This window comes from Nocardia sp. NPDC057663 (assembly GCF_042799895.1).
GTDB lineage: Bacteria > Actinomycetota > Actinomycetes > Mycobacteriales > Mycobacteriaceae > Nocardia.
Window position 1 is genome coordinate 888,350 of sequence record NZ_JBHVHX010000001.1, and the last position, 14,950, is coordinate 903,299.

General features: G+C 68.5%; 15 protein-coding genes. 9 read left to right on the plus strand and 6 right to left on the minus strand.

Annotated features, from left to right (window positions below):
* Positions 1–4 precede the first annotated feature (4 nt).
* The gene (locus tag ACFVAV_RS04170; protein ID WP_379029581.1) at positions 5–2,518 is read left to right on the plus strand and encodes a tetratricopeptide repeat protein; all 2,514 of its coding nucleotides are present in this window, start codon (positions 5–7) and stop codon (positions 2,516–2,518) included.
* Here ACFVAV_RS04170 and ACFVAV_RS04175 read toward each other — a convergent pair.
* Both ACFVAV_RS04175 and pta read right to left on the minus strand, forming a co-directional pair.
* Positions 2,515–3,711, minus strand: a complete 1,197-nt coding sequence (locus tag ACFVAV_RS04175) for an acetate kinase (protein WP_379029584.1) — start codon at positions 3,709–3,711, stop codon at positions 2,515–2,517. The two genes, ACFVAV_RS04170 and ACFVAV_RS04175, sit on opposite strands and share 4 nt — an antisense overlap.
* Positions 3,708–5,786, minus strand: coding sequence for a phosphate acetyltransferase (gene pta, locus ACFVAV_RS04180; protein ID WP_379029587.1), 2,079 nt, complete (start codon positions 5,784–5,786; stop codon positions 3,708–3,710). Before pta ends, ACFVAV_RS04175 begins: the two co-directional genes overlap by 4 nt.
* Before the next feature lie 74 nt (positions 5,787–5,860).
* Here pta and ACFVAV_RS04185 point away from each other — a divergent pair, with 74 nt between their 5' ends.
* Together ACFVAV_RS04185 and ACFVAV_RS04190 are read left to right on the plus strand one after the other, a co-directional pair.
* Complete coding sequence (locus ACFVAV_RS04185; protein WP_379029590.1) at positions 5,861–6,367, plus strand: nitroreductase/quinone reductase family protein; 507 nt, start codon at positions 5,861–5,863, stop codon at positions 6,365–6,367.
* 78 nt (positions 6,368–6,445) lie between these two features.
* Positions 6,446–6,829 carry a MerR family transcriptional regulator gene (locus ACFVAV_RS04190; RefSeq protein WP_379029593.1) on the plus strand — a complete coding sequence of 128 codons (384 nt, stop codon included), beginning with the start codon at positions 6,446–6,448 and terminating at the stop codon, positions 6,827–6,829.
* Between the two features lie 105 nt (positions 6,830–6,934).
* On the opposite strand, the gene fgd is transcribed toward ACFVAV_RS04190, so the two are convergent.
* Positions 6,935–7,945, minus strand: coding sequence for a glucose-6-phosphate dehydrogenase (coenzyme-F420) (fgd, locus tag ACFVAV_RS04195; RefSeq protein WP_379029596.1), 1,011 nt, complete (start codon positions 7,943–7,945; stop codon positions 6,935–6,937).
* A gap of 122 nt (positions 7,946–8,067) precedes the next feature.
* On the opposite strand from fgd, the gene ACFVAV_RS04200 reads away from it, so the two are divergent.
* The 5 genes from ACFVAV_RS04200 (at position 8,068) to ACFVAV_RS04220 (ending at position 12,221) form a co-directional block, all read left to right on the plus strand.
* Positions 8,068–8,868, plus strand: coding sequence for an HAD-IIA family hydrolase (locus tag ACFVAV_RS04200; protein WP_379029598.1), 801 nt, complete (start codon positions 8,068–8,070; stop codon positions 8,866–8,868).
* A gap of 81 nt (positions 8,869–8,949) precedes the next feature.
* Complete coding sequence (locus tag ACFVAV_RS04205; protein ID WP_379029600.1) at positions 8,950–10,041, plus strand: LLM class flavin-dependent oxidoreductase; 1,092 nt, start codon at positions 8,950–8,952, stop codon at positions 10,039–10,041.
* Positions 10,038–10,658 carry an FMN reductase gene (locus ACFVAV_RS04210; RefSeq protein ID WP_379029603.1) on the plus strand — a complete coding sequence of 207 codons (621 nt, stop codon included), beginning with the start codon at positions 10,038–10,040 and terminating at the stop codon, positions 10,656–10,658. Before ACFVAV_RS04205 ends, ACFVAV_RS04210 begins: the two co-directional genes overlap by 4 nt.
* Positions 10,659–10,681: 23 nt before the next feature.
* The gene (locus ACFVAV_RS04215; protein ID WP_379029606.1) at positions 10,682–11,230 is read left to right on the plus strand and encodes a YceI family protein; all 549 of its coding nucleotides are present in this window, start codon (positions 10,682–10,684) and stop codon (positions 11,228–11,230) included.
* Positions 11,231–11,483: 253 nt separating this feature from the next.
* Positions 11,484–12,221 (plus strand): FHA domain-containing protein, encoded by a 738-nt coding sequence (locus ACFVAV_RS04220; RefSeq protein ID WP_379029609.1) that lies wholly within the window; start codon positions 11,484–11,486, stop codon positions 12,219–12,221.
* A gap of 8 nt (positions 12,222–12,229) precedes the next feature.
* On the opposite strand, the gene ACFVAV_RS04225 is transcribed toward ACFVAV_RS04220, so the two are convergent.
* The gene (locus ACFVAV_RS04225; RefSeq protein WP_379029611.1) at positions 12,230–12,889 is read right to left on the minus strand and encodes a serine protease; all 660 of its coding nucleotides are present in this window, start codon (positions 12,887–12,889) and stop codon (positions 12,230–12,232) included.
* 182 nt (positions 12,890–13,071) lie between these two features.
* Here ACFVAV_RS04225 and ACFVAV_RS04230 point away from each other — a divergent pair, with 182 nt between their 5' ends.
* Positions 13,072–13,851: a hypothetical protein gene (locus tag ACFVAV_RS04230; protein WP_379029614.1), complete on the plus strand. Its 780-nt coding sequence runs from the start codon at positions 13,072–13,074 to the stop codon at positions 13,849–13,851.
* On the opposite strand, the gene ACFVAV_RS04235 is transcribed toward ACFVAV_RS04230, so the two are convergent.
* Entirely contained in the window at positions 13,844–14,302 is a 459-nt protein-coding gene (locus ACFVAV_RS04235; RefSeq protein WP_379029617.1) for a MarR family winged helix-turn-helix transcriptional regulator, read from the minus strand. The genes ACFVAV_RS04230 and ACFVAV_RS04235 overlap by 8 nt on opposite strands.
* Complete coding sequence (locus ACFVAV_RS04240; RefSeq protein ID WP_379029621.1) at positions 14,299–14,931, minus strand: DJ-1/PfpI family protein; 633 nt, start codon at positions 14,929–14,931, stop codon at positions 14,299–14,301. Before ACFVAV_RS04240 ends, ACFVAV_RS04235 begins: the two co-directional genes overlap by 4 nt.
* Positions 14,932–14,950: the final 19 nt, after the last annotated feature.

Genomic DNA, 14,950 nt, shown 5'->3' on the forward strand with positions numbered 1-14,950 from the left:
CGCCATGAGCACGACACCACCGCCGAACGGCGAACCAGCACAGGATGATCCGGAGCATCGGCAGCCGACGCAGCTGACCCCGCGAGACGAGGGCGAACTGCCCGGCGGCTGGACCCTGCCACCGGCACCGGCCGACGACGAGACCCAGCCGCTGCCCATTTTCCCCCCGCACGCGGCCACCGAGATCGCCGCGGGCAGGCCGGCGGAGCCGCAGGCCACCCAAGCCACCCAGCGCCCCGGCTCGGAACCCGGGACACAGCACACCGGTGCGGCCGCCGCCACCGAGCTCGCCCACCGGTCCACCGAACCGCCGGCTACCCAGGCGACGCCACCCGAATCCTGGTCTTCCACACCGCAAACCGGCCCGAGCACCGCGCGATCGGGACGCAGCGTGCGCACCGCCAGATCGCGCCCGACCCGCAGGCTCGGCGCCGGCTTGGTGCCGATCCCGACCGTCTCCCCCGCCGATCCGCGCGCGGCGGTGCTGGCCGATCCGGTGGTGTCGGAGGGCAGGCGGTTCTGCTGGCGCTGCGCAAATCCGGTCGGCCGGTCGACTCCGGCGGGCGCGGCGTCGTCGGCGGGCAAATGCGAAACCTGCGGCGCCGCCTATGATTTCCGGCCTTCGCTGCACGAGGGCGACATGGTGGCCGGGCAGTACGAGATCCAGGGCTGTATCGCGCACGGCGGGCTCGGCTGGATCTATCTGGCCATCGACCGCAATGTCAGCGACCGCTGGGTGGTGCTCAAGGGCTTGCTGCACGCCGGTGATGCCGAGGCGCAGGCGGTGGCGGTGGCGGAGCGGCAGTTCCTGGCCGAGGTGGCGCATCCGAGCATCGTCAAGATCCACAACTTCGTCGAGCACACGGCGGCCGATGGATCCGGCATCGGCTACATCGTCATGGAATACGTCGGCGGCCAATCGCTGCGCGACATTCTCGACACCCTGCCGCCCGGTGAGCGGATGCCGCTGGCCGAGGCGATCGCCTACGTGCTGGAGATCCTGCCCGCGCTGGACCACCTGCACTCCATCGGCCTGACCTACAACGACCTCAAGCCCGACAATGTGATGGTCACCGAGGACCAGGTGAAGCTGATCGACCTGGGCGCGGTCGCCACCATCGAGGCCTACGGCAATCTGTACGGCACCAAGGGTTTCCAGGCGCCCGAGATCGCCAGGACCGGCCCGACCCCCGCCTCCGACGTGTACACGGTCGGGCGGACGCTGGCCGCGCTCACCCTGGCGCTGCCCAGCGAACACGGCCGCTACCTCGACGGCATTCCCGATCCCGCCGCCGAGCCGCTGCTGGCCCGCTACGAGTTCTTCCACCGTTTCCTGCTGACAGCCACCGAAGCCGATCCGGCACTGCGGTTTCCGTCGGCACGGGCGATGTCGGCGCAGCTGGCCGGCGTGCTGCGGGAGATCCTCGCCTACGACACCGGCTCCGAACATCCCCAGCTGTCCACCGTTTTCAGTCCGCAGCGCACCAGCTTCGGCACCGAGGAACTGATCAGCCAGACCGACGCCTATCTCGACGGCGTCGGCCGTTCCCCGCTGCTGGACTCCCACGATGTGGTTGCGGCGCTGCCGATTCCGCTGCTAGATCCGGCCGACCCTTCGGCGCCGCTGCTGGCGGCGACCGCGAACCTGGAGCCGGAGCGAGTACTCGAAGCGCTGCACGACGCCCGTGAGCGCGCCGAGGCCGACCCGGACAACGCGCCCGAGACCCTGGCGGGCGAGCTGGTCTTCGCCGAGGTACGCGCCCGCCTCGACCTCGGGGAATCGGCGGCGGTGCTGCACCTGCTCGAACGCATCTTTGGCGAATCCGATTGGCGCGCAGACTGGTTCACCGGCCAGGCGCACCTGCTCGAACTGGACTACGAGGCAGCCTTCGCCTCCTTCGAGGCGGTCCTGCGGGTGCTGCCCGGTGAGATCGCGCCCAAGCTGGCACTGGCCGCCACCGCGGAACTGATTCTGCAGCACTGGGATTCCGACGCGCCCGAACAGTGGCGATCCTTCGCCGAACGCTATTACGACACCGTCTGGCGCACCGACCGCGCCGTGGTGAGCGCGGCCTTCGGCCTGGCCAGGCAGCTGGCGGTGGCGGGCCGCGTCGGCGAGGCGGTGCACGCCCTCGACGACGTGCCCGCCGCGTCCCGGCACTTCACGACCGCCCAGACCACGGCGATCCTGTTGCTGCTCACCAGCGCTCCCGTCGCCGACCTCGACGAGCAGGTGCTGCGCCTGGCCGCCTCCCGCGCCCAGTCCATCCCGCTGGGCGAGCACCGGGCGACACTCATGCGCACCCTGGTCCAGGGCACCGCGCTGGCCTGGCTGCAGGCCGGGAACACACCGAAACGCCAGGACGCCAAGCTGTTCGGCCGCCCCTTCGACGAACGGGACCTGCGCGACGGCACCGAGGCGGGCCTGCGCGCACTGGCCCGCAACGCCCCGGACCGGGTGCACCGCTACGCCCTCGTCGACCTGGCCAACTCCCTGCGCGCGAAGTCCTGGTTCTAGGCGGTGACCAGCTTGTGCGCGGCGCGGGCGATCGCGAGTTCCTCGTTGGTCGGCACCACCAGCACCGTCACCGGCGCGAACTCCGGCGAGATCGCGCGGATGCCAGGGGTTCTCGTCTCGTTGCGGACCGGGTCGACCTCGATGCCCATGTTCTGCAGCCCGGCCAGCGCGTCGGCGCGCACGGACGCGCTGTTCTCGCCGACACCCGCGGTGAAGACGATGCTGTCGACGGCGCCGAGCTCCACCAGGTAGGCGCCGAGGTAGCGGCGCAGGCGGTGGATGTAGACGTCGTAGGCCAGTTTCGCGGCCGTGTCGCCGTTGTCGATGAGCTGCTGCAACTCCCGGAAGTCGTTCACCCCGGACAGGCCCTTGATCCCGGAATCGCGGTTGAGCAGCTGCTCGACCGCGGGCAGGTCCAGGCCGGCGACGTTCATCAGGTGCGGCATGATCCCGGGGTCGAGATCGCCCGGCCGCGTCCCCATCACCAGACCCTCGAGCGGGGTCAGGCCCATGGTGGTGTCGACCGCGACGCCACCGGCGACGGCCGACGCCGACGCGCCGTTGCCCAGGTGGAAGATGATCTGGTTGAGCTCCTCGGTGGGCCTGCCCAGGAATTCCGCGGCCTTCGCCGACACGTACTGGTGCGAGGTGCCGTGGAAGCCGTACTTGCGGATACCGTGCGCGGCAGCCACTTTCGCATCGATCGCGTAGGTCTTCGCGGCCTCGGGCAGGGTGTGGAAGAAGGCGGTGTCGAACACCGCGACCTCCGGGATGCCGGGCAGCAGTTCCCTGGTCGACTCGATGCCGATCACATTGGCCGGATTGTGCAGCGGCGCGAGGACCGACAGCTCGTCGATGGTGCGCACGACCTCGTCGGTGATGAGCGTCGGCTGCCAGAACACCTCGCCGCCGTGCACCACCCGGTGCCCGACCGCGCCGATCCCGATCGTGGTCAGGTCGATGCCGGTCTCCCGGAACATCTCGAACGCCTGCCGCAGTCCGGCCCGGTGATCCGCGATCGTCCCCTCGTGCACGAGCTTGCGGTCACCGCACTCGTGCACGATCCGGCCGCCGTGCGCCTCGCCGATCTTCTCGACCAGCCCGGAAGCCAGCACCTGCGCCGAATCGGCGTGCAGCAGTTGATATTTGATCGAGGAGGAGCCGCAGTTCAGCACCAGCACCAGGTCGCTCACGCGTCATCTCCCTGAGCCTGGATGGCGGTGATGGCCACCGTATTGACGATATCGGCGACCAGCGCGCCACGGGACAGGTCGTTGACCGGCTTGCGCAGACCCTGCAGCACCGGGCCGATCGCGACCGCGCCCGCGCTGCGCTGCACGGCCTTGTAGGTGTTGTTACCGGTGTTGAGGTCGGGGAAGACGAACACCGTCGCCCGGCCCGCCACCTCCGAATCCGGCAGTTTGGCGCTGGCCACGGCGGGCTCGATCGCGGCGTCGTACTGGATCGGGCCTTCCACCGGCAGCTGCGGCGCCCGCTCGCGCACCAATACCGTTGCGGCGCGGACCTTGTCGACATCCACGCCGGTGCCCGATGCGCCGGTCGAGTAGGACAGCATGGCCACCCGCGGATCGATGCCGAAGCGGGCCGCGGTCTCCGCCGAGGACACCGCGATATCGGCGAGCTGCTCGGAGGTCGGGTCCGGCACCACCGCGCAGTCGCCGTAGGCGAGCACCCGATCGGCCAGACACATCAGGAACACGCTCGACACCGTCGAGACACCCGGCACCGTCTTGATGATCTCGAACGAGGGCCGGATCGTGTGCGCGGTGGTGTGCGCGGCACCGGAGACCATGCCGTCGGCGATCCCCTTGTAGACCATCATCGTGCCGAAATACGAGATGTCGGCCATGGTTTCGCGAGCCCGCTCCAGCGTCATGCCCTTGTGCTTGCGTAACTCGGTGTATTCGGCGGCGAACTCGTCGAGGTAGCCGGAGCTGCGCGGATCGAGCACCTGCGCGGCGGCGATGTCGACGCCGAGTTCGGCGGCGCGGGCCCGCACGGCGGTCTCGTCGCCGAGGATGGTGAGGTCGGCGATCTTGCGCTGCAGCACCCGGCCCGCGGCGCGCAGGATGCGGTCGTCGTCGCCCTCGGGCAGCACGATTCGCTTGCGATCGGCACGCGCCCGGTCGATCAGCTGATACTCGAACATCTGCGGGGTGACCACGTGCGACGGCGGCACCTGGATGCGCTCGAGCAGCTCGGGCGCGTCGACCCGCTCCTCCATCAGCGCCAGCGCGGTGTCGACCTTGAGCGGGCTGCCCGCCCACATCCGGCCGCGGGTGCGGTGCACCGCGCTCGCGGTGTCATAGGTGCCGAGTTCGGTGGTGAGGATCGGCAGCTTCGGGTGCAGGCCCGCCATCAGGCGCGCGATCGCCGGATGGGGGCGGATACCGCCGTTCATGATGATGCCGGCCAGCGACGGAAAACCCTCGGCCTCATGGGCATTCACCACGCTGAGCAGGACGTCGGAGCGGTCGCCCGGCGCGATCACGACCACACCGTCGGACAGGCGTTCCAGGATGTGCTCGGCGGTCATGCCGCCGACCATGATCCTGAGCGCCTCGCGCTGCAGCAGTTCCGGGTCGCCGCTGTAGATCTCGCCGCCGATGGCGCCACACAGCTCGCCCATGGTCGGCGCCATCAGCAACGGCACCTCGGGCAGTGTCCAGGAAGGCACGTCGAAAACGTCCAGGGCGGAACGGATCTCGTCGATCTGGTCCGGCGCGCACCGGTTGGCGACGACCGCGACCAGCTGGGCGTGCTCGGCGGTCAGCTCGTTCGAACACAGCTCGACCAGCTGCTTGACCTCGGTCGGCGTGCGGTCGGCGCCGCGCACCACCAGCAGCACCGGCGCGCCGAGATTCACTGCGATGCGGGCGTTGTAGCGCAGCTCGCTCGGGCTGGCGACGTCGGTGTAGTCGCTGCCGACGATCACCACCGCGTCGCAGGCCTTGGCGACGTCGTGGAACCGCATCACGATCTCGCTGATCGCGGCATCGGGGTCGCGGTGCACGTCCTCGTAGGTGACGCCGATGGCCTGGTCGTAGCCGATGTCGGCGGTGCTGTGCTCGAGCAGCAGTTCCAGGATGTAGTCGGGCTCGGTGGTCGAGCGGGTGATCGGGCGGAACACCCCGACCCGCGCCGTGGTCGCGCACACCATCTGGAGAACGCCGAGCGCCACCGTGGATTTTCCGGTGTCACCCTCGGGTGAGGCGATGTACACGGTGGACGGGGCATGTTCGACCATGGTCGCGAGCTTAGTTAATCGATGGCGATTCAGGTGTTCGGTGTGGCGCGATCGGCCACGTTATAGTCCGGCCCATGACTTCGCAGTTCCCGGATCGGCAGTGGGGTTCCCGCACCGGTCTCCTGTACCGCGCCGCCAACCGCTTCGGCGCGACGAAGCCGGGTTCCTGGCTGATCCGCACGGCGACCCCGCTGGACCGGGCACTGCTCGAGCGCACCGATGCCAAGTACACCGTGCTCGGCCCGATCGGCGCACCGGTGATCCTGCTGACCACCACCGGCCGCAAGTCCGGCGCGCAGCGCACCCAGCCGCTGCTCTACGTCCACGACGGTGACACCCTGTACGTGGTCGGCTCCAACTTCGGCCAGGACCACCACCCGGCGTGGACGGGGAACCTGCTGGCGAACCCGTCGGCCACCGTGGCCATCGCGGGCGAGCGCATCCCCGTCGTCGCCACTGCGGTGCCCGACGCGGACAAGGAAGCCCTGTACACCCGCTTCATCGAGATCACCGGCGCCTACGCCGCCTACCGCGACCGCACCACGCGCAACCTGCGCATGTTCGCCCTGCGCCGGGCATAGCGAGCGCCCGCGCGGCGTTCTTGCCTTGACACCGACGGCAAGGTCTATCTTGGCGGCCACGGTCATCGAGGAGGTCGCATGTTGATCGGCGAACTGGCCGAACGCACCGGTTCCAGTGCCCGCGCGCTGCGCTACTACGAGCAGCACGGGCTGGTCGAGCCGCGCCGCGACGCCAACGGCTACCGGATCTACGACGAGGTCGAATTGCGCGTCGTCCGTAAGATCCACGCGCTGCGCACCGTCGGGTTCGAGCTGGCCGACATGCATCCGTTCGTCGCCTGCCTGCGCGCGGGCGACGGCTCGGGCGACGGCTGCCCCGACTCCGTCGAGGAACTACGCCGCAAACTCGACGAGGTCGACGCGGCGGCCCAGCGGCTCGCCGCGATCCGGCGGCAGCTCGCCGCTCAGCTCGTCGACGCGCTCGCCGCCGAACCCACCGACCCGGCCTGCTCGCTCCGATAGTCGCTCGGCCGGCGAGGCCTGGAAGTGCTTGCCACCCAAGGGGTCATCTGGCGAGCGAACCGGCCCGGCGAGCTGTCGGAACCCGCCGGGCAGTGACGTTCGCGGTCAGCCCAGGGCGCGCAGGCGCGGCGCCAGATCGCGCTTGAACAGGTCGAGGAAGCGCAGCTGGTCGTGGCCGGGCGCGTGGAAGACCAGGTGATTCAGGCCCGCGTCCAGGTAGGGCTTGATCTGGGCGACGGCCTCGTCGGGATCGCTGGCGACGATCCAGCGCTTGGCGACCTGCTCGATCGGCAGCGCGTCGGCGGCGGCCTCCATCTCGATCGGGTCGGTGATGTCGTGCTTCTGCTCGGCGGTCAGCGACAGCGGGGCCCAGAAACGCGTGTTCTGCAGCGCCAGTTCGGGATCGGTGTCGTAGGAGATCTTGATCTCGATCATCTTGTCGATGCCGGCGAGGTCGCGATCGGCCTTGGCCGCGCCCTCGGCGACGGCCGGCAGCAACTTCTCGGTGTAGAGATCCATGCCCTTGCCGGAGGTGCAGATGAAACCGTCGCCCGCGCGGCCCGCGTACCTGGCCACGACTGGGCCGCCCGCGGCGATGTAAACGGGGATGCCGCCCTTGGGCACGTCATAGATGGAGGCGCCGACGGTGTGGTAGTACTCGCCCTCGAAATCGACGCGGTCACCGGTCCACAGCTCGCGCATCAGCGTGACCGCCTCGCGCAGCCGGGCGAAACGCTCCTTGAAATCGGGCCATTCGCCCTTGTAGCCGGTAGCGATCTCGTTGAGCGCCTCACCGGTGCCCACACCCAGCATCACCCGTCCCGGGTACAGGCAGCCGAAGGTGGCGAAGGCCTGCGCGATCACCGCCGGGTTGTAGCGGAAGGTGGGGGTGAGCACGGAAGTGCCGAGCATGATGCGCTCGGTGCGCTCACCGGTGGCGGCCAGCCAGGCCAGCGAGAACGGCGCGTGCCCGCCGTTGTGCCGCCACGGCTGGAAGTGATCGCTGACGGTCGCGCTGTCGAGACCGTGTTCCTCGGCGGCCACCGCCAGCTCGACGAGCTCGCGCGGCCCGAACTGCTCTGCCGATGCCTTGTATCCGAGCTTGAGATCAACCATCTCAGCCACTCCTGTCGTTCGCTTCGTCGCGGCCCCTGCCGCATCGACACTAACCAACACCGCGGGCGACTGTCCGGTAGCCGTGGCTCGCACCGGCACGGGTTTCAGCGGATGATTAGCTGATGACCGCCAAGGATGAGCAGATCTTGTCGTATCTGACCGACATGGACGGCGTGCTGGTGCACGAGGATCAGCTGATCCCCGGCGCCGACAAATTCCTCGCCGAGCTGCGCGACAACGAGATCCCCTTCCTGGTCCTCACCAACAACTCGATCCGCACCCCGCGCGATCTGCAGGCCAGGCTCCGCCAGACCGGCCTGGATATCCCCGAAGAGTCGATCTGGACCTCGGCGCTGGCCACCGCCACCTTTCTCGACGACCAGCGCCCGAACGGCACCGCCTACGTGGTCGGCGAGTCCGGCCTGACCACCGCGCTGCACGAGATCGGCTATGTCCTCACCGACGTCGACCCCGACTACGTAGTCCTCGGTGAAACCCGTACCTATTCGTTCGAGGCGATCACCACCGCGATCCGCCTGATCGACCGCGGCGCCCGCTTCATCGCGACCAATCCCGACGCGACCGGCCCGTCCCGCGACGGCGTCCTGCCCGCGACCGGCTCGGTGGCCGCCCTGATCACCCACGCCACCGGCAAGGACCCGTACTACGTCGGCAAGCCGAACCCGCTGATGATGCGCTCGGCGCTGCGCCGCATCGGCGCGCATTCCCAGACCACGGTGATGATCGGCGACCGGATGGACACCGACGTGATCTCCGGCCTGGAAGCCGGCCTGCGCACGATCCTGGTCACCACGGGCATCTCCACCAGGTCCTCGGTCGAGAAGTATCCGTTCCGCCCCACCCTGGTCGTCGACTCGGTGGCCGACCTGATCGGCCGCACCCGCACCCCCTTCCCGGACTGACCGCCGATGTGAGCTGCGTCTCACCGGAATAGGTTCCACCCTTCGCTGGTTATAGTTGCCATGGCAACCAAAGGAGGGCCCGTGCAGTTCGGAATCTTCACCGTCGGCGATGTGACCACCGATCCCACGACCGGCCGCACCCCGACCGAGGCCGAGCGGATCAAGGCGATGGTCGCGATCGCACAGAAGGCCGAGGAAGTGGGTCTCGACGTGTTCGCGATGGGCGAGCACCACAATCCGCCCTTCGTGCCGTCCTCGCCGACCACCATGCTCGGCTACATCGCGGGCCGCACCGACAACATCCTGCTGTCCACCTCCACGACGCTGATCACCACGAACGACCCGGTCAAGATCGCCGAGGACTTCGCGATGCTGCAGCACCTGGCCGACGGACGGGTCGACCTGATGCTCGGCCGCGGCAACACCGGCCCGGTCTATCCCTGGTTCGGCAAGGACATTCGCGACGGCATTCCGCTCGCGATCGAGAACTACCATCTGCTGCACCGGCTGTGGCGCGAGGACGTCGTGGACTGGGAGGGCAAGTTCCGCACGCCGCTACAGTCGTTCACCTCGACGCCGCGTCCGCTCGACGACGTGCCGCCGTTCGTCTGGCACGGGTCGATCCGCAGCCCGGAGATCGCCGAGCAGGCCGCGTACTACGGTGACGGATTCTTCGCCAACCACATCTTCTGGCCCACCGACCATTTCCAGCGACTGATCGACCTGTATCGCCGTCGCTACGAGCACTACGGGCACGGCAGCGCCGACCAGGCCATCGTCGGTCTCGGTGGACAGGTGTTCCTGCGCAAGAACTCCCAGGACGCGATCCGGGAATTCCGGCCGTACTTCGACAACGCGCCCGTCTACGGACACGGGCCGTCGCTGGAGGAGTTCACCGAGCAGACCCCGCTCACCGTGGGCAGCCCGGAGCAGGTCATCGAGAAGACACTCACCTTCCGCGAGCACTTCGGCGACTACCAGCGTCAGCTGTTCCTCGTCGACCACGCCGGCCTGCCGTTGAAGACGGTGCTCGAACAGCTCGACCTGCTCGGCGAGGAGGTGATTCCGGTGCTGCGCAAGGAATTCGCGGCCCGTCGCCCCGCGCACGTGCCGGACGCGCCGACACACGCCTCGCTGCTCGCCGCCAAGACCACGACGGAGGTGACCGCATGACCATCCGCATCGCGGTGGTGTCGGCCGGGCTGTCGCAGCCCTCGTCTACTCGGCTGCTGGCCGACCGCCTGGCCACCGCCACCGCTCGCGACCTGCGCGCGGCGGGCGGCGAGGTCGAGCTGGAGTTCGTCGACCTGCGCGACCATGCCCGCGATCTCGCCGACAACCTGCTCACCGGGTTCCCACCGCCCGCACTGCGGACGACGATCGACAAGGTCGTCTCCGCCGACGGGCTGATCGCCGTGACGCCGATCTTCAGCGCCTCCTACAGCGGTCTGTTCAAGACGTTCTTCGATGTGCTGGAACCGGATTCGCTGGCCGGACTGCCGGTGCTGACCGGCGCCACCGGCGGCACCGAGCGCCACTCACTGGCGCTCGAGCACGCGGTGCGCCCGCTGTTCACCTACCTGCGCTCGATCGTCGTCCCCACCGCCGTCTACGCGGCATCGACCGACTGGGGTGCGCACGGCGCCGACCAGGCACTGAACAACCGGATCGACCGCGCCGCAGCCGAATTCACCGGCCTGCTGCTCGGCCGGACCGCCACCCGGCCCACCGACCCCTACACCGAGACGACCCCGTTCGAGGATCTGCTCGCCGCCAACCTCCCCCGCTGAACCCACCCCAAGAAGGAGCACTCATGACCACCGCACTCGCCACCGGCCTCACCGCAGGCACCTGGGCCATCGATCCCACCCACTCCACCGTCGGCTTCTCCGTACGCCACCTGATGGTGAGCAAGGTCCGCGGCCGCTTCACCGACTTCGACGGCGCACTGGTCGTCGGCGCGGACGGCACCGTCTCCGCCCACGCCGAGATCCGCGTCGACTCCCTCACCACCGACAACGCCCAGCGCGACGGCCACCTGCGCACCGCCGACTTCTTCCACGCCGAACAGTTCCCGGTGATGACCTTCACCTCCACCGGATTCCGCGGCGAGGGCAGTGAATTCGTCGTCGACGGCGAATTCACCGTGCGCGGCAACACCAAGCCGGTCTCACTCGAGGTCGAATTCCTCGGCGTCAACCCGGGCATGGGCAACGGCCCGGTCGCCGGATTCGAAGCCAAGACCGTGGTCTCCCGCCGCGACTTCGGCCTCGACATCGACATGCCGCTCCCCGACGGCGGCGCGGTCATCGGCGACAAGATCACCCTCACCCTGGAGATCGAGGTCGGCCTGCAGAACTGAGCCCGCACCAACCGTCGCCCTCGCCACCTACCGGTCGGCGGGGGCTTCGTGCTGTCCGGCTACCGCTGCTCAGAGACGCAGCTGAAGTAGAACGCGATGCCGATGGTGAGCGAGGGCCCAGGGCTGGAAACCCTCATCCCTCGCCCGACCAGGACTCCTGGTTCCTCCAGGGCTGCGACACATTCGAGTGGTCGACTACTCATGTACTCGGCGTAGCCGCGCGCGCACACTGGATCCATGGCAGACCGCGAGCTTGTGGCGCAGCGGGTACAGAAAAGGGCAGGTCATGGCCATATCGAGCGGCGTTAGGACACTCGGGAACAACATGAGCACGGCAGTGGACCGGCATGTGTGGCCGCGCCCACCCGGTGTTTGCACACTGACCCTGGAGTCCGGAAATGGAACTCGCCGCGAGTACCGCCTCGATCGCTACGCGGGCATCATTTCCATCGGGCGCTCGGACGCCGCCGACATCGCGGTTTCCGAGGATTCGACAGTGTCGCGTCTGCACGCCGTCATCGAGCAGATCTGTGACTGCTGGGTCGTCGTCGATGACGGAATGTCGACAAATGGGACATTCGTCAACGGCGAGCGCATCGGCGGTCGCCACACCCTCGAATCCGGCGATACCCTCAAGGTCGGGCAAACGGTGTTCACGTTCAGCGAGGGCACCCATTTGCTGGGCGAGGAAGTGCCGACGACGCCCGTCTTGCGGGTATCACGGAATTCGCTCACCGATGCCCAATACCTGGTGCTGGAGGCGCTGTGCGGGTCCTGCGGGAGTGAGATCGCGCATTGCTACCCCGCGTCGAATTGCCGGATCGCACAGGATCTGTGCCTCAGCATCGCCACCGTGAAGACCCACCTGCGGGCACTGTACCGAACGTTCCAGGTCGACGACTTCCCGCAGAACCAGAAGCGTGTGGTTTTGGTCGAGCGAGCCCTCGCGAGTGGCGTGCTGACCGACCGCAAGCCCGGTGTCGCCGGCTGATATCCCCGTCAGATCGGGCGGAATCCCGCTCCGACACCACCGCGCGCATCGATGTCGCCGAGGATATCGGTGATATTCATGCCAACCTCCGGTCCGATGCACGGCACGTAGAAGTACCCGTTGACCATGCCGACAAGAGTGGTCCCGACCACGACAGGTCCGCCGGAGTCACCGGAGATGACACAGATCTGCGTCACGGTCGCGATGTTGGATTGCAGCGGGTCACCCCAGGTGATCCCACAGGTCTGGCCGGTGGTCCGGCCTTCTTTGCAGGCGATAGCGGGGAACTGCGCGGGACCGCCGGTCCCGGTGATCGTGGTGTTGCCGACGCGGTTCACCGGAACGACCGCGGCCGGGTCGAAGGTGATCACGGCGTAGTCCATTTTTTCGTTGAGGTAGGCGATCTTGCCGACGACGCCTGCGTCGCGATTCGCCTCGGCGGTGATGTCGGCGCCCTGGGGACCGCAGTGCGCGGCGGTGATCCCGACCAGCCGGCCGCCGGAATCGTGCCCGATCGTGGTGAGCGTGCAGGTGGCGTCGTTGACGCCGATGCCGGAACCGCCACCGAGGATTGCTGGATCCGCGGCGTGCGCCGCCCCGATCTGCCCGGCCATCGTCGCGCCGAGGGCTGCCAGTACTGCGCCTACTGCTGCGATTGCTTGTGACATATCCGATCCGTTCCGTTGGACGCGGCTATCTCTGACCGAAACCATAGCAAGTCCACATCAGACCACGTAAGCCGTTCCGTCCGGGCGCGGCGCGATGCTGCCTCCGTGGCGGGCCGACGCCCATCGGCACCGCCGCGCATCTTGATAGGGTGACCAACGCTGGTGGTACCCAAGGGGGAGATGTGCAAGGCAACGGGGACTGGTGGTCGGCGCCCGGCGAAGCGGCGAGACACGCAGGGGCGGCGGCTCCACCCAACGGCATGCCCGGCTATCGGCCCGGCCACCCCGGCTATCAGCCGAACCCCGGCTACCCGCCCAACGCGCCCGGCTACTACCCCAACGGTGGTTACGCCATGCCGCCGGGACAACAGCTGCCGATGCGCCCGCCCTACGGTGTGCCGCCGCGCCGGTCGTCGGGGAACGGGTGGATTCTCGGGCTGCTCGGCGCGATCGTCGCCGTCGTCCTCCTCGTGGTCGCCGCGGTCGTCTTCGTGGACAACAGCGGCACCAGCCCGGACGAGATGGCCGAGGTGTTTCCCGCGCTGGTCGAGCCCGACGGGTCGACCGGGTACGACGACCAGAGCTGCTGGCACGAATCCGACGGCAAGGTGCGCGCGCCGAAGAACGACGCCCTCCGGCTCGGCAACTGGACCGACGCCTGGGACTGCTGGGGTCATGTCGGCAAACCGACCTACGTCGTGCTGGCCTACCCCGAGCAGTCCGACGCCTCGAAGGCGATCGACCAGCTGCCGCCGAACAAGAAGAGCTTTCTGACGTACAACGCCTACAGCTGGCAGACTCCCGATACCGCCAACCCGGTGCAGTTCTGGAAGGCGCACGCGTTCACCGACAGCCGCCGGAGCCGCTTCATCGTCCTGGCGCAGGAGCAGTACTGGCCGACGCTGGCACAGGGCAAGAACCTGCACGACTTCGACCGCTGGTGTGTCGCGATGTTCAACTAGCCGACTCGTCGGCGGCGATGATCGTGTCGAGGGCGGCGGACAGGCGCGTCAGCACCGCCACGGTCTCGGCGAACGCCGCCGGTCCGAGCGCGTCGGCCAGCCGCCGCGCCATCACCGCGTGCTGCGGATCGATGCGCCGGATGGCCGCCTCACCCGCCTCGGTGACCGCCACCAGCTTGGCCCGCTTGTGCGCGGGGTTGGGGCGGTATTCGCACATCCCCTTGCCGACCAGCAGGTCCGCGACCCGCTGCACGCTCTGCCTGGTGATGCCCATGGCGCGGGCGATCCCGGCGACCGGCAGCGGCTGTTCCTGCACGGCGGCCATCACCTGCCACCAGGCGACGGAGATCCCGGCGGGTGCGGCCAATCCGTCACCGATGGTGAGGAATTGGCCGTTGAGCCGGTAGACGGTGAGCGCGGCGCCGTCGAGTAAGTCCTGTTCCTCGTTCAACCGGCGAGGCTCCCTTCGTAGTCGGCGAGTACGGCGTACCCGGCCGGGTCCTTCTGTGCGAACAACTGGTACCAGGCGTCGAGGACGCGCGGCTCGTACAGGTCGAGGCGGGCGAAGATCTCCCGCGCGAACTCGAACGGGGACATGGCGTCGGCGGTGATGACATCGCGATCGGTGACGGCCGGCGCCTCCACATAGCGATCGGCGCCCGAATATCCGCTGTAGACGAGGTATTCGGCCGCGTTGGAGGTGTGCGCGCGGTCGTCGAGCAGCCCTTCCCTGGCCAGCCCGAAGGTGGCGCCGCAGATCGCGGCGATCGGTACGCCCGCCGCGACGAACTGTCTCGCCTTGTGCGCGAACGGAATCAGCTCGTCACCACCCCACAGGTCGGCGCCGGGCAGGATCAGCATCGCGCTGTCCGCGGGGTCGAGATCGGCGATCGCCAGGTCGGGCGTCACCCGCATCCGGCCCATCGTGGTGATCGGCTCTGCGCTCAGACCGACCGTCTTGACCTGGAACTTGCCCGGCTCGCGATGCCAGCTGCCGTTGGCGATGTGCGCGGTCGCCGCGCCCACCTCCCAGTCGGCGAGGGTGTCGTAGACGGCTACATGAACTGTTGAGATCGACATGACAGCATCCTGTCATGTT

Coding starts and splice junctions, on each gene's coding strand:
- ACFVAV_RS04170 (WP_379029581.1), top strand. CDS start 5: ATGAGCACGACACCACCGCCGAACGGCGAACCAGCACAGGATGATCCG.
- pta (WP_379029587.1), bottom strand. CDS start 5,786: ATGGTCGAACATGCCCCGTCCACCGTGTACATCGCCTCACCCGAGGGT.
- ACFVAV_RS04185 (WP_379029590.1), top strand. CDS start 5,861: ATGACTTCGCAGTTCCCGGATCGGCAGTGGGGTTCCCGCACCGGTCTC.
- ACFVAV_RS04190 (WP_379029593.1), top strand. CDS start 6,446: ATGTTGATCGGCGAACTGGCCGAACGCACCGGTTCCAGTGCCCGCGCG.
- fgd (WP_379029596.1), bottom strand. CDS start 7,945: ATGGTTGATCTCAAGCTCGGATACAAGGCATCGGCAGAGCAGTTCGGG.
- ACFVAV_RS04200 (WP_379029598.1), top strand. CDS start 8,068: ATGACCGCCAAGGATGAGCAGATCTTGTCGTATCTGACCGACATGGAC.
- ACFVAV_RS04210 (WP_379029603.1), top strand. CDS start 10,038: ATGACCATCCGCATCGCGGTGGTGTCGGCCGGGCTGTCGCAGCCCTCG.
- ACFVAV_RS04215 (WP_379029606.1), top strand. CDS start 10,682: ATGACCACCGCACTCGCCACCGGCCTCACCGCAGGCACCTGGGCCATC.
- ACFVAV_RS04225 (WP_379029611.1), bottom strand. CDS start 12,889: ATGTCACAAGCAATCGCAGCAGTAGGCGCAGTACTGGCAGCCCTCGGC.
- ACFVAV_RS04240 (WP_379029621.1), bottom strand. CDS start 14,931: ATGTCGATCTCAACAGTTCATGTAGCCGTCTACGACACCCTCGCCGAC.